The sequence below is a fragment of the Cytobacillus oceanisediminis genome (genome assembly GCF_007830235.1).
Taxonomy (GTDB): Bacteria; Bacillota; Bacilli; order Bacillales; family Cytobacillaceae; genus Cytobacillus; species Cytobacillus oceanisediminis.
The window spans coordinates 131,844-153,376 of the sequence record NZ_VLKI01000010.1 but is presented as its reverse complement, the minus strand read 5'-3'; the positions used below and the strand labels follow the sequence as shown (position 1 = coordinate 153,376).

General features: G+C 40.4%; 19 protein-coding genes. 18 read left to right on the top strand and 1 reads right to left on the bottom strand.

From position 1 onward, the window contains the following. Positions 1–261, top strand: a 261-nt coding sequence (locus tag IQ19_RS17015) for a transposase (RefSeq protein ID WP_199749489.1), incomplete at its 5' end; no start/stop codon positions are given. Between the two features lie 112 nt (positions 262–373). Here IQ19_RS17015 and ytvI read toward each other — a convergent pair. Beyond that, positions 374–1,495, bottom strand: coding sequence for a sporulation integral membrane protein YtvI (gene ytvI / locus IQ19_RS17010; RefSeq protein ID WP_144543562.1), 1,122 nt, complete (start codon positions 1,493–1,495; stop codon positions 374–376). A gap of 260 nt (positions 1,496–1,755) precedes the next feature. On the opposite strand from ytvI, the gene IQ19_RS17005 reads away from it, so the two are divergent. The 17 genes from IQ19_RS17005 (at position 1,756) to nrdR (ending at position 21,163) form a co-directional block, all read left to right on the top strand. After that, entirely contained in the window at positions 1,756–2,217 is a 462-nt protein-coding gene (locus IQ19_RS17005) for a DUF441 domain-containing protein (RefSeq protein ID WP_144543561.1), read from the top strand. 519 nt (positions 2,218–2,736) lie between these two features. Next, complete coding sequence (gene citZ, locus IQ19_RS17000) at positions 2,737–3,855, top strand: citrate synthase (RefSeq protein WP_144543560.1); 1,119 nt, start codon at positions 2,737–2,739, stop codon at positions 3,853–3,855. A 377-nt stretch (positions 3,856–4,232) separates the two neighbouring features. After that, positions 4,233–5,501 (top strand): NADP-dependent isocitrate dehydrogenase, encoded by a 1,269-nt coding sequence (gene icd, locus IQ19_RS16995; RefSeq protein WP_110066263.1) that lies wholly within the window; start codon positions 4,233–4,235, stop codon positions 5,499–5,501. A gap of 116 nt (positions 5,502–5,617) precedes the next feature. Further along, positions 5,618–6,556 (top strand): malate dehydrogenase, encoded by a 939-nt coding sequence (gene mdh, locus IQ19_RS16990; protein WP_144543559.1) that lies wholly within the window; start codon positions 5,618–5,620, stop codon positions 6,554–6,556. 174 nt (positions 6,557–6,730) lie between these two features. Beyond that, on the top strand, positions 6,731–7,207 hold the full coding sequence (locus IQ19_RS16985) for a MaoC/PaaZ C-terminal domain-containing protein (RefSeq protein ID WP_144543558.1): 477 nt from the start codon (positions 6,731–6,733) through the stop codon (positions 7,205–7,207). A gap of 280 nt (positions 7,208–7,487) precedes the next feature. After that, positions 7,488–8,204, top strand: coding sequence for a response regulator transcription factor (locus IQ19_RS16980; RefSeq protein ID WP_144543557.1), 717 nt, complete (start codon positions 7,488–7,490; stop codon positions 8,202–8,204). Next, the gene (gene pnpS, locus IQ19_RS16975) at positions 8,201–9,976 is read left to right on the top strand and encodes a two-component system histidine kinase PnpS (RefSeq protein ID WP_144543556.1); all 1,776 of its coding nucleotides are present in this window, start codon (positions 8,201–8,203) and stop codon (positions 9,974–9,976) included. The genes IQ19_RS16980 and pnpS overlap by 4 nt, the downstream gene beginning before the upstream one ends. 584 nt (positions 9,977–10,560) lie before the next feature. Next, entirely contained in the window at positions 10,561–11,526 is a 966-nt protein-coding gene (gene hflK, locus IQ19_RS16970; protein ID WP_144543555.1) for an FtsH protease activity modulator HflK, read from the top strand. Beyond that, positions 11,519–12,451, top strand: coding sequence for a protease modulator HflC (gene hflC / locus IQ19_RS16965; RefSeq protein ID WP_144543554.1), 933 nt, complete (start codon positions 11,519–11,521; stop codon positions 12,449–12,451). Before hflK ends, hflC begins: the two co-directional genes overlap by 8 nt. 173 nt (positions 12,452–12,624) lie before the next feature. Then, on the top strand, positions 12,625–15,252 hold the full coding sequence (gene polA, locus IQ19_RS16960; RefSeq protein ID WP_144543553.1) for a DNA polymerase I: 2,628 nt from the start codon (positions 12,625–12,627) through the stop codon (positions 15,250–15,252). Between the two features lie 274 nt (positions 15,253–15,526). Beyond that, positions 15,527–16,357, top strand: coding sequence for a DNA-formamidopyrimidine glycosylase (gene mutM, locus IQ19_RS16955; RefSeq protein ID WP_144543552.1), 831 nt, complete (start codon positions 15,527–15,529; stop codon positions 16,355–16,357). 122 nt (positions 16,358–16,479) lie between these two features. Further along, the gene (gene ytaF / locus IQ19_RS16950) at positions 16,480–17,115 is read left to right on the top strand and encodes a sporulation membrane protein YtaF (protein ID WP_144543551.1); all 636 of its coding nucleotides are present in this window, start codon (positions 16,480–16,482) and stop codon (positions 17,113–17,115) included. A gap of 23 nt (positions 17,116–17,138) precedes the next feature. Continuing rightward, the gene (gene coaE, locus IQ19_RS16945; protein ID WP_144543550.1) at positions 17,139–17,738 is read left to right on the top strand and encodes a dephospho-CoA kinase; all 600 of its coding nucleotides are present in this window, start codon (positions 17,139–17,141) and stop codon (positions 17,736–17,738) included. 501 nt (positions 17,739–18,239) lie between these two features. Beyond that, complete coding sequence (locus IQ19_RS16940) at positions 18,240–19,271, top strand: glyceraldehyde-3-phosphate dehydrogenase (RefSeq protein ID WP_144543549.1); 1,032 nt, start codon at positions 18,240–18,242, stop codon at positions 19,269–19,271. Positions 19,272–19,620: 349 nt separating this feature from the next. Further along, positions 19,621–19,995 carry an adenosylmethionine decarboxylase gene (speD, locus tag IQ19_RS16935; RefSeq protein ID WP_009333223.1) on the top strand — a complete coding sequence of 125 codons (375 nt, stop codon included), beginning with the start codon at positions 19,621–19,623 and terminating at the stop codon, positions 19,993–19,995. A 152-nt stretch (positions 19,996–20,147) separates the two neighbouring features. Then, the gene (locus tag IQ19_RS16930) at positions 20,148–20,552 is read left to right on the top strand and encodes a hypothetical protein (protein ID WP_144543548.1); all 405 of its coding nucleotides are present in this window, start codon (positions 20,148–20,150) and stop codon (positions 20,550–20,552) included. Positions 20,553–20,701: 149 nt separating this feature from the next. After that, a complete protein-coding gene (gene nrdR, locus IQ19_RS16925; RefSeq protein ID WP_110066250.1) occupies positions 20,702–21,163 on the top strand; it encodes a transcriptional regulator NrdR in 462 nt (153 codons plus the stop codon). Positions 21,164–21,533: the final 370 nt, after the last annotated feature.

The following is a 21,533-nucleotide window of genomic DNA, read 5'->3' as shown; positions in this document are numbered from 1 at the left end:
AAAATGATTCATAGGCATTTATGGCAGGATTACATAGATGAAGTGGATCACCTTAGACATACCGAACTGAATAAAACGATATATGCGAAGCGCAAAGAAACAATTGAACGTGTTTTTGCGGACGCAAAAGAAAAGCATGGCATGCGTTGGACGACCTTAAGAGGGCTTAAAAAAGTTTCGATGCAGGCGATGCTTACTTTCGCTGCCATAAATCTTAAAAAATTGGCAAACTGGACATGGCGAGGGCCATGTCCAGCTTGATTTTCGAGGTAAGATGACTATTAAATGTAACAAACCCCATTTTCACAAAGGGTGAAAATGGGGTTTGTCTACGGTCTGAAAGCCGCTCCTTTAATCGGGAGCGGCTTTTTCCTTATGATTCGTTTTCATTCCCTTTTATGAACATCCATATATCCCTGAATACACCTGCTTTATGGAGAGTGGTGATTAATACAAGTGTAACCGGGCCCACAATTAATCCAAGGAAGCCGATCAATTTAAAGCCGACAAACAAGGCAATCAGGGTGGCCAATGGATCAAGGCCAATGCTTGATGAGAGAATCTTCGGCTCCATAATTTGGCGCTGCGCCAAAACGATTACATAAAGGATCCCTAAGCCAATTGCTTTGCTCATTTCTCCACCAATGGCCTCATAAATGATCCAGGGGACAAAAATTAATCCTGTACCGAGATAAGGAATGATGTCCACAAGTCCTGTTACAAGTGCTATGGTGATCGCATAATCAACACGGAGAATCAGGAGCCCGGCTAAAATGATAACTGTTGTGATGGATACTAAAGTTGCCTGCGCTTTTATAAATCCCAAAAGTGCTTTTTGCAGGTCAGTGAAAACGGTTCTTCCGCTGTTTTTTGCCCTGCTGGGAATTATGCGGCTGAATAATCCTGAAAGCCTGTGCCAATCCTTGCTTATAAAAAAAGTGGCCAGCAGCGAGAAAATTAAGACAGTTGCCGCATTTGGGAACCAGGACAGGATATTTGGGATCTTTTCAAAAAATGCCTGGATAAAATCCCCGAGAGTGGAGCCAATTTGCTTTCCCACATTTTCTATATTCGTTAAAATGGTATCCTGCTGGCCTGTGCCCAGATTATTAAATAAACTGGTAAGCTGGTTGTAAAGCGGAATAATCTGCCCGGCAAAAAACTGTTCAATAAAGCCAATTAATGTATCAAGATGTGTTGGTACAACTCTTGCCAAATAATCCGCCCCTGAAACAATTTCAGCCACAAGCAGTGTGATTAATCCGGCAAAAATGGCAAAGATAAGAATTAATGCAATAAGTACAGCAATAGCCCTAGGCATTTTCCATTTTGCTTCTAGTAAATTAACAAACGGATTAATAAGAAAAGCAATGGCCAATCCGATCAAAAAAGGATAGGTAACTTTGGATAAATAGAAAAAAGCATATAAACTTAAAATCACAAATCCAATGACAAAGAAAAATCGCACTGTCCGATATATGTATGCCGGGTTCAAAAAATAGCCTCCTTGTTCAAATAGGATAAGCCTAAAAATAATTCCATTTTTATGCAAATTATTTATTAATATCATCATACACCATTTTCCTTTTTGCTTAAAATGAAAAAAGATTTATCTCTTCTTAAGATGAAAGAACTATTTGGCCTATTATTAATAAATATTCTATTTTTTATAGAATAGGCAAGATAAAATAGAAATTATTAAAATTGAAGAAATTATGTTACGATAATATAGAGAGCTGGCAGGTGAATAAATAAATGTTTTCACAATCACTCATATTTTTGCTTCTTTTATTGGCTATAGGCGTTGTGGCTAAAAATCAATCACTGATAGTTGCGGTCTTTGTATTGATTGTCCTAAAAGCTGCTGGCCTGGATTCAAAATCATTCTCTTTTTTGCAATCAAAAGGAATTAATTGGGGTGTGACCATTATCACAATTGCTGTCCTAGCGCCAATTGCCAGTGGAGAGATCGGTTTCCGTGATTTGACCGGCGCCTTTAAATCACCTTTTGCATGGATTGCCCTGATTTCAGGTATGGCTGTAGCACTCCTGGCGAAAGGCGGTATCAGCTTGCTCGCAGAAGATCCCCATATAACAACTGCTCTTGTGCTTGGAACCATTCTAGCTGTATCGCTGTTTAAAGGAGTTGCCGTCGGCCCTCTGATTGGTGCAGGGATTGCATATTTAGCCATGAAAATATTTGATTTATTTAAATGATTTTTTTTGAAAAATAATATTTTTTAACAATTTGAGTGCTTTTCATTCACAAAAGTCAGATAATTGTTTATAATAGGACTTGTAAGCGTAACCTATTTCGCGGTACCTATTATATTCAGTTAAGCTCTATTAAAATATTATTAATATACTTTATATTTTTCGAGTACAGAAAAAATGAAAGCATTTTCTTTTTTTTTGCAGCATAACCGAGCAACCGCTCGATGGAAAGTATGCCAAAAGAAAGTTTACTTCTCCGTATATCGGGGAGTGGCCTCTCACTAAATGGAAGTTTCACCTTTCATGATTTTGGTCTGTGGATCGGCTAACCCAAGTCGACTTGCAAAGGCTGTTAAGCAGCCTGTATAAAATCATGTTCAAAAGGGACGGCAATAATCGGACAATTTGAACATGCCAAGGAAGCTTTTCTGAAAAGTTGAAAAATCAGGTTCGGCTTACTTACGACATGTACAGACAAAAATGGGTATGGGGAAATTTTATTATGTAAAGGAGAGATTCGTTATGACAGTAACACGCGGTCTTGAAGGGGTAGTTGCTACTACTTCGTCTATTAGTTCCATCATAGACGACACATTAACTTATGCAGGCTACAACATTGATGATCTAGCTGAAAATGCAAGTTTTGAAGAGGTTATTTACCTTTTATGGCACAGAAAACTTCCTACTCAATCACAATTGGAGGAATTGAAAAATCAGCTTGCTGAAAACTATTCTCTTCCTGAGGAAGTATTAAATCATTTTAAAACATATCCGATTGACAAAGTGCATCCAATGGCTGCCCTTCGTTCGGCTGTGTCTCTTTTAGGACTTTATGATGATGAAGCAGACCAAATGGATGAGGAAGCTAACTATAGAAAAGCAATTCGCCTGCAAGCTAAAATGCCTGCTATTGTAACGGCATTTGCACGGGTGAGAAAAGGGCTTGAGCCTGTTGCGCCAAGAACAGACCTTGGATTTGCGGCAAACTTCCTGTACATGCTTTCAGGCAAGGAGCCTGAAGATATTGCTGTGGAAGCATTTAATAAAGCATTAGTCCTTCATGCAGACCATGAACTAAATGCTTCAACATTTACTGCACGTGTTTGTGTGGCGACATTATCAGACATCTATTCTGGTGTAACTGCTGCAATAGGCGCTTTAAAAGGGCCATTGCATGGCGGTGCCAATGAAGCAGTAATGAAAATGCTTACTGAAATTGGCACACTTGAAAATGTGGAACCATACATTCGCGAAAAACTTGATAAAAAAGAAAAAATCATGGGCTTCGGCCATCGTGTATACCGCCTGGGTGACCCGCGTGCCAAGCATTTAAGAGAAATGTCCAAGAAGCTGACTGAGCTTACAGGCGAACCTCACTGGTATCAAATGTCAACTCAGATCGAAGGAATCGTTACCGGAGAGAAGAACCTTCCTCCAAATGTCGACTTCTACTCTGCGTCTATGTACCACAGCCTGGGAATCGACCATGACCTGTTCACGCCGATTTTTGCAGTAAGCCGCGTTTCAGGATGGCTTGCACACATTCTTGAACAGTATGAAAACAATCGTTTAATCCGCCCTCGTGCTGATTACACAGGCCCTGGAATGCAAAAATATGTGCCTGTTGAGCAAAGAGGCTAATAATAGGCTGGTTAAAAAGCTGGTTAAAGCTAATTGGCAAATTAGTACGTGTTGATTGGAGCGGAAGGTGCGAGACTCCTGCGGGAAAAGCGAACCTAGGGGAGACCCCGCAGGCGTAAAACGCCGAGGAGGCTCCCGGAAGCCCGCGGTTCGCTGAGTGCCTGCAGCGGAAATCAACACCTAAATTTTACAGAGGCAACAAAAAAACACTCAGCATTTTACTTTTTATCAAAAAATTGCTGTAATAGAGAGAGCAGGGAAAAGGTTAGGGGCATATGCCTTCTAACCTTTGATTCTGATATACTGATGCAGCATCGCCATCAAAAGATATAAAAAAAGGCTGATGCTTGCACTTTTCAAAATGGAGGGTATAAACAATGCAAGGTGAAAAAATCACAGTTACTAATGGTGTACTAAATGTACCAAACAACCCAATCGTTCCATTTATCGAGGGCGACGGAACAGGCCCGGATATTTGGGCTGCAGCTTCAAGAGTTTTAGATGCAGCTGTTGAAAAGGCATATAAAGGTGAGCGCAAACTTGTTTGGAAAGAAGTTTTAGCAGGAGAAAAAGCTTTTAACCAGACTGGCGAGTGGCTTCCATCTGAAACACTGGATGTAATTAATGAGTATCTAATCGCTATTAAAGGACCTTTAACAACTCCTATCGGCGGCGGAATCCGCTCTCTAAACGTAGCGCTTCGCCAAGAGCTTGACCTATTTGTATGCTTGCGCCCAGTACGCTGGTTCGAAGGTGTTCCTTCTCCGGTTAAACGCCCGCAGGATACTGACATGGTTATTTTCCGTGAAAATACGGAGGATATTTATGCAGGAATTGAGTATGCAAAGGGTTCTGATGAAGTTAAAAAGTTGATTTCTTTCCTTCAGGATGAAATGGGTGTTAACAAAATCCGTTTCCCAGAAACTTCCGGTATTGGCATCAAGCCTGTTTCAGAGGAAGGAACAAGCCGTTTAGTCCGTGCTGCTATTGAGTATGCAATTAAGGAAGGACGCAAATCCTTAACACTTGTACATAAAGGCAATATCATGAAGTTTACTGAAGGTGCCTTTAAAAACTGGGGATATGAGCTTGCTGAAAGAGAATACGGTGATAAAGTGTTCACTTGGGCTCAATATGACCGCATTAAAGATGAGCAAGGTGTTGAAGCAGCTAACAGCGCTCAAGCAGACGCTGAAGCAGCAGGCAAAATCATCGTTAAAGATGCAATCGCTGATATCTTCCTTCAGCAAATCCTTACCCGCCCTAAAGAGTTCGATGTTGTTGCTACAATGAACCTGAATGGCGATTATATTTCTGATGCACTTGCAGCACAGGTTGGCGGTATCGGTATTGCTCCGGGTGCTAACATCAACTATGAAACTGGACATGCGATCTTTGAAGCAACTCATGGCACAGCACCAAAATATGCTGGCCAAGATAAGGTTAACCCTTCTTCAGTAATTCTTTCCGGTGTGTTAATGCTTGAACACTTAGGCTGGAACGAAGCTGCCAACATGATCGTTAAGTCCATGGAAAAATCTATTGCTTCCAAAGTTGTAACATATGACTTTGCACGCTTAATGGATGGAGCAACTGAAGTAAAATGCTCTGAGTTCGGTGACGAGTTAATCAAGAACATGGAATAACGAAAAGCGGAAAATTATATATTTTTTTAATAATAAGAAGGCTGTTCTTTCAGAACGGCCTCTTACATAATTATCGCTAATCCTGATTCTTTCAAATCCTAAAGGGGGAACTATTCATGTCATTGAAACGCAAGAAGATTTCTGTAATTGGTGGAGGGTTTACTGGAGCAACAACTGCATTCTTGCTTGCCCAGAAAGAACTTGGAGATGTTGTGTTAGTTGATATCCCGCAAATGGAAAACCCTACAAAAGGGAAAGCGCTTGATATGCTTGAAGCAAGCCCTGTACAAGGCTTCGATGCAAACATCACAGGTACTTCAAGCTATGAAGACACAAAGGAATCTGACATCGTTGTGATCACTGCAGGTATTGCCCGCAAGCCAGGCATGAGCCGCGACGACCTTGTACAAACAAACCAAAAAATCATGAAAAGTGTAGCCCAGGAGATTGCTAAATATTCTCCAAACAGCTTCATCGTAGTGCTGACAAACCCAGTTGATGCTATGACCTATACAGTATTTAAAGAATCAGGATTCCCTAAAAACCGTGTAATTGGCCAATCAGGAGTACTTGATACAGCCCGTTTCCGTACATTTGTTGCACAGGAACTAAACCTGTCAGTCAAAGATATTACCGGATTTGTACTTGGAGGACATGGAGATGATATGGTTCCTCTAGTACGCTATTCATATGCAGGAGGCATTCCTTTAGAAACTTTAATTCCAAAGGATCGCCTTGATGCAATCGTTGAACGTACACGCAAAGGCGGCGGAGAAATTGTTAACCTATTAGGAAACGGCAGTGCATACTATGCGCCGGCTGCATCCCTGGTTGAGATGTGTGAAGCGATCCTTAAGGATCAGCGCCGCGTTCTTCCTTCTATTGCTTACCTTGAAGGAGAGTATGGTTACGAAGGAATTTACCTTGGTGTACCAACAATCCTTGGAGCAAACGGAATTGAAAAGGTTATTGAGCTTGAATTAACAAGTGAAGAAAAAGCTGCATTAGATAAGTCAGCTGAAGCAGTTCGCAACGTAATGGAAGTATTGGCATAATCAAAATAAAAAAATTCGGGGAGATTTCCCCGGATTTTTTTACTAGAGACTCTTTTTGGGAAGAGTATTAAATGATAAGATATAATAAATAGACTGAATAATAGAAATTATCCTACAGTCTATTTTTTATTCGGCAACCTTGTAAACGTTTACATTACACGGAGGTGCAGAGAGATGCTGCTTGGAAAGAAAAGAAAATTAGGTAGAAAAATTGAAGAAATATCTGTAGGCGAGAAATTGACGCTTACAGAAAAGATAGAAGATAAAGATTTACTGCTATATTTGGGCCTGACTAACGATGCAAACCCGCTTTATATCCAGCATGATTATGCATCGGAAACTCCTTATAAAAAGCCGATTGTCCCAAGTGTGATGCTAAATGGAATCATAAATTCAGCTGTTTCAAAATATTTGCCCGGCCCGGGAAGCCATATTTTAAAACAGGAAATTGAGTATGTAAAGCCGGTCTATCATTATGGGACAGTTCAATTCTTATTCGAGGTAACTGAAGTAAGCACCAGCAGCCATACCATTCAAATCAAGGTACAGGGAACAAATGAAGAGGATGAAACAGTTATCAATGGCCTGCTCCTTGTATGTCCTCCGTATAAACTTCAGCCTATGGATGGAAATGCTCTTGAAAATTTTTAAAAAGGAAACAGGATGTGCAGAACCTGCACATCTTTTTTTATATTTTGGTTATGTTAAAAATCCATTGTTGATTAGAACGGAAATCAACAGACAAGTTAAACAGAGCTTAGGTTTTAATTAACCTTTAGCTATCGGTTGCTTATTATCCTTTTATTTATATTATAATAGAGATATGGCAAATAGGGGTTTAATAGGCAGAAGAATTTCTGCTTTCTTTATAAACGAAGCTAGTTCAATTAAAGCTTTTTCAAAGGGGTAATACATTCAATCGGAGGATGTTATGGATAAAAAGATTCTTGTTGTAGATGACGAACAATCAATTGTAACTTTACTGCAGTATAATCTGCAGCAGGCAGGGTATGAGGTTATTACTGCAATGGATGGCCAGAAGGGAAAGGATCTGGCAGTTTTAGAAAAGCCGGATCTTATTGTATTGGATCTTATGCTTCCAAAGCTTGATGGCATTGAAGTTTGTAAGCAGCTTAGACAGCAAAAAGTTTCAATACCCATTTTGATGCTGACAGCCAAAGATGATGAATTTGATAAAGTACTTGGCCTGGAACTGGGTGCAGATGATTATATGACAAAGCCGTTCAGCCCCCGTGAAGTTGTTGCAAGAGTTAAAGCCATTTTGCGGAGGACTCAATTTATGTCAGAGCCTGCTGAGGAGAAGGCAGAAGATACCGATTCATTCCGGATTGGGGGCTTGAAAATATTCCCTGAGCACTATGAGGCTTATTTTGAAGAAGAACTCCTTGAATTGACTCCGAAAGAGTTTGAATTGCTTCTTTATCTTGCTAAAAATAAGGGGCGTGTTCTTACAAGAGACCAGCTTCTGAGCGCAGTGTGGAATTATGACTTTGCAGGAGATACAAGAATTGTAGATGTACATATAAGCCATTTAAGAGAGAAAATCGAAAAGAATACAAAGAAACCAGTTTATATCAAAACGATCCGGGGGTTAGGATACAAGCTGGAGGAGCCTAAAGGAGAATGACCAGGTTCCGGACACGGCTGCTTTTTGCATTGCTCACTTTAATATTTGCCGTTTTAATTGGAGTAGGACTTCTCTTGGGCCAGCTTTTTAAAAGCTATTATTTGAAGGCTTTTGATGAACGTTTAAAAAAAGAAACTGAAATGATTTCCAGCTATGTAGTGGATAATGGAGGCATTATTTCCCTAAGTAATGATAAAGTCAATGAATTTAGTGACATTCTTGATGTACGTGTAACGGCTTCTGATAATCAGGGAAGGATTTTATTTGATAGCAGCAATAAAAGTGCAACCACACAAAGCAGGCATCAGGAGATTATTTTTGAGATTTTAAAAAAAGAAGCTGATGATCAAACAGGCTGGGAAGTTGCCGGCGGATATAATTTGCATTATTATTGGCAGCCATTATTTACAAATGGGGAACAGGAAGGCTACATATTTTTAAGTACAAAAATGACAGAAACCCAAAAGGCCTATCAGCAAATTTGGTGGATTTTGACCATCAGCCTGGGGCTTTCCCTTTTTGTCATAATCATGCTAGGGACGCGGATAACAGCGCGCTATACAAAGCCGATCGAATCAGCGACTAAGGTCGCTATTGAACTTGCAAAAGGGAATTATCGGGCAAGGACCTATGAAGATCAAGCAGACGAAACAGGTATGCTCAGCACTTCTATTAATGTACTGGCCAGAAACCTTCAGGAAATGGTTAAATCACAAGAAATGCAACAAGACCGCCTTGGGGCTCTGATTGAAAATATGGGCAGCAGCCTCATTCTGATTGACAGCCGAGGTTATATAAATTTAATTAACCGTCCATACAAAGAGGTTTTTAATGTAAACCCGTCTGAATATTTATATAAACTCTATTATGAAGTTATTGAGCATAAAGGCATTACGGATATAATAGAAGAGATATTCATGACCGAGCAAAAAGTGAAAAGGCAATTGGTCATACCTGTGAATATAGAAAGACGCTATTTTGAAGTATACGGTGTGCCTATTATCGGAACCAATGATGAGTGGAAGGGAATATTGCTGGTTTTTCATGATATTACAGAGCTAAAAAAGCTTGAGCAGATGAGGAAGGATTTTGTAGCGAATGTTTCCCATGAGCTGAAAACACCAATTACTTCAATCAAGGGCTTTTCGGAAACACTATTGGACGGGGCTATGGAGGACAAGCAGGCTCTGAATGATTTCCTGAATATTATATTGAAGGAAAGCGATCGGCTGCAGTCCCTCATTCAAGATTTACTGGACTTATCCAAAATCGAGCAGCAGGGATTCAGCTTATCCATTCAGCCAATGGATTTGACGGTTGTGCTTGATGAAGTATTAGCTATAACGAAAGGAAAAGCTGCCGAAAAGGATATTGTTTTTGAGTATAAGAGGGAGAAGAAGCCAATCTGCATTGAGGGAGATGTACATCGCCTAAAGCAGGTATTCATTAATATAATATCCAATGCGATCTCCTATACTCCGAATCAAGGGATCATTTATATTTCGTTACATGAGACCGGATCGGCAGTGTTAACTGAAATAACAGATACAGGCATTGGAATTGAAGCAAAAGAAATTCCCCGTATCTTCGAACGTTTTTATCGGGTCGATAAAGCAAGGAGCAGGAATTCCGGCGGAACAGGACTCGGACTCGCGATTGTAAAGCATCTGGTTGAAGCGCATAAGGGCTCCATAAAGGTAAAAAGCCAAGTTGGCAAAGGAACATCCTTTACAATCGAACTTCCTAAAAAATTTAATGAATCAATGAAATAATTGGGTGAAGTGGAAAAGTTAACTTTACATTATTTTTACAACCGATTTATGTTCCCTTTACATTGTGTTGTTAAAATTTTAATTGTTAAACCCCTTCATCCAAGGAGCCATAGAGAAAGGCGAAAGCTGACCCCGCTTTCGCCTTTCTTATTTTTTTGCTATGTTAAAGCGTATTGTTGATTTTGAGATCCTGTTGATTGGAGCGGAAGGCGAGAGATCTCGAAAATGCATTCGCATTTCCTTCGTGCGGTGCTCTCCTCGAGGATGCTGGTTCAATGTCCTGCGGGAGAGCGATTCAAAGGGTGACCTGACAGGGCTTAGTGCTTGAGGAACTCAGGATTTCCTGCGGATTGCTGAGCTTCTTGAGCGGAAATCAACTGGCCAGCTTAACAGAGCATATTTATTCAGAAGCTTTATACCTCTAGTTTTATTTCAACCTATTTCAATAAATAAACGAACCTAAATCCCCTATATATCTCTTGGAGGAAACACATTCTCCTCCTTTTTTGTCATATTTCTGAAACCTTTTCGTAATTAAAGCGTATGAAGAGTTATAGAAATAAGAAGAGGGAAGGGGAGAGGAAATGGTCAGCCTTAAGAGAATTTATACAATTGCGGGCCTCGTTCTGGCGATTGTTATTTTAAGTATGGTGGCTTTTACTACATGGTACACGGTCGATGAATCAGATCAGGCAGTTATTTTAACGTTTGGAAAAGTCGAAGAGGGTATTACGGAACCAGGACTTCATTTTAAATTGCCATGGCCTATCCAAAGTGTAGAGAAGCTTTCGAAAGAGACTTTTTCCCTGCAATTTGGCTATGAAGAAAAGGATGGGGAAATAAAGGATTTCCCAGAAGAAACGAAAATGATTACAGGGGATGAAAATATTGTTCTGGCAGATCTGGTAGTACAATGGAAAATAACAGATCCCGAGAAATATCTTTACAATGCTGAAGATCCGGAAGAAATACTTTATGATTCTACTTCAGCTTCGTTGAGAAGTATTATAGGAAGCTCCAAAATTGATGATGCTTTAACCTCTGGAAAAGCGGAAATAGAGGCTGAAGTCAGGGAACTGCTAACCTCCCTGGTAAATAAATACGATATTGGGATTTCCGTGCTGGCCGTTAAGCTTCAGGATGTTGAACTGCCTAATGAAGATGTCAGAAAGGCGTTTACCGATGTAACAGACGCACGGGAAACGGCCAACACTAAACTAAATGAAGCAGAAAAGTATAAGAACCAGAGAATGAACGAAGCTGAAGGAGAGAAGGATGCCCTCATTTCCAAAGCAGAAGGGGAAAAGGCGGCCCGTCTGGAAAGAGCGCGAGGCGATGTAGCAGTTTTTAATAAACTTTATGGTGAATACAAAAATAATCCGGATATTACAAGAGAGCGGCTTGTGCTTGAAACGCTCGAACAAGTTCTGCCTGGAGCAGAAATTTATATTATGAATGATGATGGCAATACAATGAAATATTTCCCGATTCGGCCTCTTGAAAAAGAACAGGCCAAACCAAAAGAGGATGGAGGTGCGGATAATGAGTGATCAGAACGTGGTTAATATAAATGAACGCGGCGGGAGTTTTCAATGGAGAAATTATACAAAGCTTGGAATTCTCCTGGTCATAATCATTGCCGCATTGGCAATTCTTTTTAGCAATCTTTTTGTCGTGAAGGAAGGCGAGTATAAAGTCATCCGGCAATTTGGAGAGGTTGTCAGAATTGAAAGTGAACCCGGGTTATCCTATAAAATACCGTTCATTCAAAGTGTTACAACGCTTCCAAAATTCCAGATGACTTATGATGTGTCTGAAGCTGAAATCAACACAAGAGATAAAAAAGTAATGATTATCGATAATTATGCTGTATGGAGGATTGAAGACCCAAAGAAGATGATTGCCAATGCGAGAACATTAGAGGGTGCAGAAGCCAGGATGGAAGAATTCATTTACTCTGTTACCCGCTCCGAACTGGGCCAGCTCAATTATGATGAAATTATAAACGATGAAAAATCTTCCAGAGGATCCTTAAACGACCAAATTACCGCTAAGGTTAACGAATTGCTTTCAAATGACAATTATGGAATCATTGTTACGGATGTTCGGATTAAGCGGACAGATTTACCGGCTGAAAATGAGCAATCGGTTTATACAAGAATGATTTCCGAGCGCCAATCAACAGCACAGGAATATCTTTCGAAGGGTGATGCACAAAAAAACATCATTATTGCACAAACAGACAGAAATGTAAGGGAAATCCTTGCCAAAGCCCAGGCAGATGCTGAGGAAATCCGTGCTGAAGGGGAAGCGGGAGCTGCGAAAGTATATAATGAAGCTTTTGCAAAAGACCCTAGCTTCTACTCTTTATACCGTACTCTTGAGTCTTACAAAAAGACAATCAATGGAGAGACCGTTATAGTTCTTCCATCTGATTCACCATATGCCCGTTTGCTAATGGGATATACAGAATAAAAATTAGATAAAAATAGGGTTTCTTAATACGAAAGCCGTTATTTTTCTTTCTCTATCTGCTCATGATAGAATAAAGGAAAATAACGGTTTTTATGTTTTATAAAGCTGATACTTTCGTCTTTACCAGGGCATTTACTGATAGCAATGCGCTTTTCAAGAGGAGGAGATTTTATTTGGATAAAAAGAAGCTGGTTCTAATAGATGGCAACAGCATCGCGTATCGTGCATTTTTCGCATTGCCGCTTTTAAACAATGATAAGGGAGTACATACAAATGCAGTATACGGATTTACAATGATGCTGCAGAGAATTCTGGAGGATGAAAAGCCAACTCATTTGCTTGTTGCTTTTGACGCCGGCAAAACAACATTCCGCCATAAAACATTCAGTGAATATAAAGGTGGAAGGCAGAAAACGCCGCCAGAGCTTTCAGAGCAATTTCCTTATATCCGGGAGCTCCTTGATGCCTACGGAATTTCCAGGTATGAACTGGAAAACTATGAAGCAGATGATATTATCGGCACATTGTCGCTTCAAGCTGAAAAAGACGGTTATGAAGTAAAAGTTATTTCCGGAGACAAGGATTTGACGCAGCTTAGTTCAGATACTGTTACTGTCAGCATAACGAGAAAAGGCATCACGGATATCGAGGAATATACTCCCGCCCATATAGAAGAGAAATACGGGATTACAGCCGACCGCATTATTGATATGAAAGGCCTTATGGGGGATAGTTCGGATAATATTCCTGGAGTGCCGGGAGTAGGGGAAAAAACGGCGCTTAAATTGCTGAAGGAATTTGGAACACTTGAAGAGTTATTGAATTCAATCGACAAAGTCAGCGGGAAAAAGCTGAAGGAAAAGCTGGAAGAGTTCAAGGAGCAAGCGATGATGAGCAAAGAGCTTGCTACCATTACAAGAGAGGCTCCAGTAGAAATAAAGATTGATGATGTTGAGTATGAAGGATATGAAAAAGAGAAGGTCGTGGGTATTTTCAAAGAGCTCGGCTTTAACTCTCTGCTAGAAAAGCTTGGCGGCGATATAGAAGCAGTTGAAGAGAATCTCGAAGAAATTGAATTTACAATTGCAGAAGAAATTAACGAAGAGATATTTTCAGATGAAAATGCATTTTACGTTGAAGTTCTTGAAGATAATTACCATTATGCGGATATCATCGGTTTTTCTATTGCCAATAAAAATGGCAGCTTCTTTCTTGCCAAAGATAAAGCTCTTGAGTCGGAAGTGTTTAAAAAGTGGGCTGAGGATGAGACAAAAAAGAAAACCGTGTATGATGCAAAACGGTCCGAGGTTTCCCTTCGCCATCACGGCATCCATCTAAAAGGCGCAGATTTTGACCTGTACATTGCTTCATATTTGATTAATCCATCCCAAACAATTGAAGACATTGCTTCAGTTGCTAAAAATCATGGGTACACTGCGATTCAATCTGATGAAGCTTTTTATGGAAAGGGAGCCAAAAGAAGAATACCTGAAGAACTTGCGGGACATTTGGCAAGGAAGGCTGCAGCATTGCTGGCGCTGAAGGAAAAGTTGGATAACGAACTGAAAGAAAACCAGCAGGCCGAGCTGTTTTACGATTTGGAAATGCCATTATCATTAATTTTGGCTGATATGGAATCAACAGGGATCAAAGTCGATCTTGAGCGGTTGAAAGCAATGGGTCAAGATTTGCTTTCTAAATTGGATGAAATTGAAAAGCGAATACACCAGATTGCAGGAGAGGCTTTTAACATCAATTCTCCAAAGCAGCTGGGGGTTATCCTTTTTGAAAAATTGGGCTTGCCTGTTATTAAGAAAACAAAAACAGGTTACTCAACTTCTGCTGATGTCCTTGAAAAGCTGGAAAGTGAACATGAAATTATCCGGGATATCCTGCATTACCGCCAGCTTGGCAAGCTGCAATCCACATATATCGAGGGATTGCTGAAGGTTGTTAATAAAGAGACAGGCAAGGTTCATACAAGATTTAATCAGGCTCTTACACAAACAGGAAGATTAAGCTCCACAGATCCGAACCTGCAAAATATCCCGATACGTTTGGAAGAAGGAAGAAAAATCAGGCAGGCATTCGTTCCTTCAGAAAAAGGCTGGGTCATTTTTGCAGCAGACTATTCGCAAATTGAGCTGCGAGTACTGGCGCATATTGCTGCTGATGAAAAGCTTATTGAAGCCTTTAATGAAGATATGGACATTCATACAAAGACAGCGATGGAAGTATTCCATGTCAGTGCGGATGAAGTAACGTCCAATATGCGCCGACATGCGAAGGCCGTTAACTTTGGGATTGTATATGGAATAAGTGATTATGGGCTTTCCCAAAGCCTGGGCATTACACGAAAGGAAGCCGGGAAGTTTATTAACCGCTATCTGGAAAGTTATCCAGGGGTAAGGCAATATATGGACGATATCATACACGAAGCCAAGCAAAAGGGTTATGTATCAACCCTCCTCCACAGGAGAAGATACTTACCTGAAATCACCAGCCGTAACTTTAACCTGCGCAGCTTTGCAGAGCGGACGGCAATGAACACACCAATCCAGGGTAGCGCTGCAGATATTATTAAAAAAGCCATGATTGACATGGCAGACCGCCTGCTGGATGAGGGTGTTAAAGCACGGTTATTGCTGCAGGTGCACGATGAACTGATCTTTGAAGCGCCCGAGGAAGAAATAGAGACACTTAAAAAGATCGTGCCTGATGTAATGGAAAATGCCGTAGAACTGAAGGTTCCATTAAAGGTTGATTATGCTTATGGGCCAACATGGTTTGATGCAAAGTAAATTCTTTTACGTTTTATGGCTGCCATAGTAAGTCACCGTTGTTTGGTCGCGGCCGGAAACGTTGAACGACCAGGAACGTTAGCTGAAGAGACTATTTTTTCTCAAAGTGTTTATGACACCAAATTCTTGATGTTGCAGAAGGAAAGGTCTTCCTAGAGCGTTGCTGCATCCCTTTTCTTTACTTTGATGAAGGCTATGTCATCTAATGCTTTCCTGTTTTAAGTGAATAAATTACTTTAATGCGCACTGCGCTTTTCGAATTGGAGGGATTTATATGCCTGAACTTCCTGAGGTTGAAACGGTCAAAAGGACCCTCCAGGAATTGGTTGTTAATAGAACAATTGGACATGTATCTGTTTTCTGGCCAAAAATGGTTAAGCATCCTGACGAGGTCTCCCAATTTCAGGATGCTTTAGCCGGACAAACCTTTCGGGAAATAGGCAGGAGAGGTAAGTTTTTGATTCTGTATACAGATGATTATGCCCTTGTATCCCACTTAAGAATGGAAGGAAGATACGGGCTTTTTCCGAAAGACGAGCCCGTTGAAAAACATACGCATGTCATATTTCATTTTACAGATGGAACGGAGCTTCGGTATAAGGACGTCCGCAAATTCGGGACGATGCACTTGTATGCAAAAGGCGATGAATTTAGCACGCTTCCGCTTTCCCATCTAGGTCCGGAGCCATTTGCCGAGGATTTCACAGTGGACGAGCTCGCTGCAAGGTTGGCGAAGACGACGAGAAATATCAAAACAGCGCTTCTTGACCAGAAAACAATTGTCGGCCTTGGGAATATTTATGTTGATGAAGCATTATTCCGTTCCCGTATCCATCCGGATAGACCGGCAAACAGCTTATCGAGGGAGGAATTGGAAACACTCCATAAGGAGATTTTCGACACCCTTAAAGAAGCGGTAGAAAAGGGAGGGAGCACTATTCGCTCCTATGTAAATTCACAAGGGCAAATCGGCATGTTCCAGTTGGAGCTTTATGTATACGGTCGAAAAGGGGAAGAGTGTAAAGCCTGCGGAAATACTCTAGAAAGGACCGTGACAGGAGGCCGGGGTACAGTCTTTTGTCCATCCTGCCAGAAAAAAGAATAATGAATTTTAGCCTAATATTAAACTGATGCACAGAATGCGGACACAGTCCGCTTTTCTAATAACATTGGATGGGCTTCTTCCATATACTATCGTAGCGATTGACAGGAAGGAGCTCTATTTCAATGGTGCATGCATTCTCACTTTTAATACTTGCTTTTGCTGTCAGTCTTGACAGTTTTAGTGTCGGTTTAACATATGGTTTAAGAAAAATGAATATACCATTTAAATCGATCAGCATAATCGCTTGCTGTTCAGCAATTACGCTAATGGCTGCGATGACAATTGGCCATTTCATAGAGGCCTTTTTATCGCCGGCTTTTGCTGAAAGTATGGGAGGAATCATTCTTATCATTCTGGGTGCCTGGGTTCTTTTTCAATTTTTCAGGCCTGAAAAGGTTAAGGATGTTTTGCCTCATGAAAAAACAATTGTAAATTTTGAAATTAAATCACTGGGCCTCGTTATTAATATCCTGAAAAAGCCGATGTCTGCCGATTTTGATAAATCTGGTGCAATTACTGGTGTAGAAGCGCTCATGCTGGGGCTTGCTTTATCCCTGGATGCCTTTGGAGCTGGAATCGGTGCGGCCATGCTGGGATATTCGCCATATTACTTGGCTTTGACAGTTGCCTTAATGAGCTCTTTGTTTGTGTTTATGGGAATGCAGGTTGGATCTCTTTTTTCCAAGTGCGGATGGGTCCATAAGTTCTCATTTATACCCGGCATTATTTTAATCGTAATTGGCATCTGGAAAATTTAAAAAGACCTTGAAAGGAACAAGCTATGTCATTAACCATAGGACTGACAGGTGGGATTGCAAGCGGTAAAAGCACCGTTTCAGCCATCTTAATCGAAAAAGGTATCACTGTAATTGACGCAGATGTGGAATCCAGGTTAGCTGTTGAAAAAGGAGAAGAAGCTTACCAGGAAATTACCCGGCACTTTGGGGATCGTATACTGCTTGAGGATGATTCAATAGACCGCGGGAAACTTGGCTCCATCATTTTTCATGATGAGAAGGAGCGGATGAAATTAAATAGTATTGTCCATCCCGCTGTCCGCAAAAGAATGATAGCCAAGAAAGAAAAAGCAATCAGAAACGATGAAAAATTGGTGATTCTTGATATTCCGCTGTTATTTGAGAGTAAATTAACATTTATGGCTGATAAGACTTTATTAGTTTATGTAAATGAAGATACGCAGCTCCAGAGGCTCATGGCCAGAAATCAGCTTTCAAGGGAGGAAGCCATCGCAAGGATCCGCTCGCAAATGCCATTAAAAGATAAAAAGGCCCTGGCAGATGCTGTTATCGATAATAACGGGAGTATTGAAGACACTGAGAAACAATTATGGGATATTTTAAAAAAATGGAACGCTATTTAAGGGCCTGAAAAGGCTCTTTTTTTATTTTTAGGCTCTGTTAAAGCTTATTGTTGTTTTTTAGCACCCTGTTGATTGGAGCGGAAGGCACTAATCCCGCGAAAATGCATTCGCATTTCCTTCGTGCGGTGTTATTTCAGGGAAGCTTATTCAAAGTCCTGCGGGAGTGCGGATCAAAGGGAGACCCCGCAGGAGCAAAGCGATGAGGAGCGTCGGACCGCCCGCTGTTCGCTGAGTGCCTCGTGCTGAAATCAACAGGCAAATTTAACAGAGCCTATTTTTAAAGATAATTAGTATGACAAAATAAAAAGATATGTTTTCTTTTCTTAGGCAAACTTATTATGAAATTAGGCATTTATAAGCCTTTATATAGTTAAAAACATTTCTGAATTGTTAAACATTAAAAAATCCGCATTTTATTCATCACAAACGATCATCAATATGTTATACTAATTACATCTTAGGGTAATAAAAGTATAACACTAATGCGGAAGGGGCCGTAACATGAAGGCGAGAATAGCGATTAATGGTTTTGGAAGAATTGGACGAATGGTTTTTAGAAAAGCCATCCTGGAAGATAATCTTGAAGTTGTTGCCATAAATGCAAGTTATCCTGCTGAAACATTGGCGCACTTAATTAAATATGATACCAACCATGGACAATTCGATGGAAGTGTTGTTCCAGAAGACAATGCCATTGTAGTGAACGGCAAAAGAGTTCAGCTTGTCAGCAACCGCAATCCTGAGGAGCTTCCTTGGAAGGAAATGAATATCGATATCGTTATTGAGGCAACAGGCAAATTTAATTCACGCGATAAAGCAGGTCTTCACCTTGAAGCAGGAGCTAAAAAGGTTATTCTTACTGCACCTGGAAAGAATGAAGATGTTACGATTGTTATGGGCGTAAATGAAAGCGCATTAAATATAAAGGAACATGATGTCATTTCAAATGCTTCATGTACAACGAACTGCCTTGCACCGGTTGCAAAAGTTCTTGATGAGCAATTTGGCATTGAAAATGGGCTAATGACAACTGTCCATGCTTATACGAATGACCAAAAGAATATTGATAACCCGCACAAAGATCTTCGCCGTGCACGTGCCTGCGGACAGTCAATCATCCCGACTTCAACAGGAGCTGCCAAGGCTTTGTCACTTGTACTGCCTCATTTAAAAGGCAAATTGCATGGCATGGCACTTCGTGTTCCAACTCCTAACGTTTCTTTAGTTGACTTAGTTGTTGACCTTAAGCACGACGTCACCATTGAAGAAGTTAATGCGGCTTTTGCAACTGCTTCACAAGGATCGCTGCATGGAATTCTTGATATTACAGATGAACCATTAGTTTCAATCGATTTTAATACAAATGAACATTCTGCTATCATCGACGGATTATCCACAATGGTAATCGGCACCAACAAAGTGAAAGTATTGGCTTGGTACGATAATGAATGGGGCTATTCATGCCGCGTTGTCGACTTAACTAAATATGTAGCCCAGGAGCTTTTCCAAGCATCTGCTGTAGAAGTTGGCTAAACAATAGCAATCTCTTTTAATAAAAATACCCATACCCTTTAGGCCTGCCTACCCCGGCAGGCTATTTTATTTGGTGTAAACTTCTCGCAAAAAGGATTATTTGCATGCACAGCCGAAGGACAAACCCATATAATAAATTTGCAAAAAAAATGTAGAACAATGTGTTGCAAAAAGAAAACAAACGAAGTATACTAATCCTCGTGAACTTCTCCGAGTTTTGGTACGGTAGCTACTTAAAGGGTTAGGACCTCTCTGGACTAACTTTCCCCCGTGGTAGTTATAGACCAGTATAAATCTGGAAATTCATTAATTAATAGCTTCATAAAAGTTTAAAGGGGGAAATTTGAATATGGAAACTATGGGTCGTCACGTTATCTCAGAACTTTGGGGATGCGATTTTGAAAAGTTGAATGATATGGATTTTATTGAGCAGACATTCGTAAATGCAGCATTAAAATCAGGTGCTGAAATTCGCGAGGTTGCATTCCACAAGTTTGCGCCGCAGGGTGTGAGCGGAGTTGTCATAATCTCTGAATCTCACTTAACTATTCACAGCTTCCCAGAGCATGGCTATGCCAGCATTGATGTATATACGTGTGGAGATCTTGACCCTAACATCGCTGCAGACTTTATTGCAGAATCGTTAGGAGCTCAAACGCGTGAGAATATCGAGATTCCTCGCGGTATGGGTCCAGTTCAAGTTAAACAAGCTCAAGTACTTTAATAACTGAATGATAATCGGAAAATCCAGAGGTGTATACATTACACCTCTTTTTATTTTGAAAACGTTTAATGATATTCCGGGCTTCGCCATTAGGGTTTCCTTGCAAAAAATAGTACAATAGGAATACATACAAAACATACGGAGGAAAGAGGATGTCTATTTTTCGGCAGCTTGCCAATCGCTATAAAAAACAGTGTGAAACACTTGAAAATCACTCCGACCCTGAGTTGGCAACGAGATATTATAGAACGAACACTGCCCAAATGATGCAATCCATTGAAGAGCTGTTCAATGCAGATCGGAATGTGCGTATTATCAGCACTTCAAAAGAACATGGCGAGATTGCAGCAGAGATAAAAAAAGACAAAAATTTTTTTGCTATTGTAACGGTTGTGACTGTTAAGCCATTTGAAACTGCGGTAGATATTAATATGTCGACAGAACAATCCTCTGTGTCTGGTGTACACCCTATCCTAAAGAGAGAAGTGCTTTCAATTTTTGAAATGCTTAATAAAAAACATGATTTTCTTGGAGCTGCAAGAAACGCAGACAAATAGTTGTACTTGTACTGTCCCCCCCTTTTTTATAAGATAAGAGTAACAAAGAAAATCGGAACAGAACCCAAGGTGCTTAAAGTGGATACCTGTCCAAATCAGGCAAATTACTGTAGCCCTCTTAATATAAAAAAGGATTCGGAGCTGATTGTATGAGATGCCCTTCATGCCAAAATAATAATACCCGCGTTCTCGATTCACGCCCTGTCGATGATAGCAGGTCTATCCGCCGCAGAAGGGAATGTGAAAAGTGCGGATACCGGTTCACTACTTTTGAAAAAGTAGAAGAAATTCCTCTTATTGTAGTAAAAAAAGAAGGAACCAGAGAAGAGTTCAGCCGTGAAAAAATACTGCGCGGTCTTATTAAAGCCTGTGAAAAAAGGCCGGTTGCACTCAAGGATCTTGAGGAAATTACCTTTGAAGTGGAAAAAGAGCTGCGAAGCAATGGTGTTTCTGAAATAAAAAGTGATGAAATTGGTGAAATGGTTATGGACAGGCTTGCCAAAGTTGATGATGTGGCATATGTGCGTTTCGCCTCTGTTTACAGGCAATTCAAAGATATTAACGTTTTTATTGATGAACTCAAAGAATTAATTAAAAAAGAACAATCATAATCGAATCGGGCTTAGATTGATTGATCGTCACCCCTGATTCTGGCTGAATAGGAATGATGGGCTAAAGGATTTTCTTTGGCTCTTTTTTTGCGATATACGTGCTGACAAGTGATTATTTAATGGGACTCTATATTAACGAAGAAATTCCAACTGGTATTTTTCGCTTTCTCTTTTCCAAGGAAAGAGAAGGCATCTGTGTGACTGTGTCAAGGTTTCCATTCGGCAATAGGGGCAAAAGGTAGTTAATCGTGTGGATTAACGACGAAATTCACTAGGTTAAGGGAATATGGTAGTTAATCAAGCGGAATAAAGACGAAATTCCACCAGGTTGAGGGAATATGGTAGTTAATCAAGCGGAATAAAGACGAAA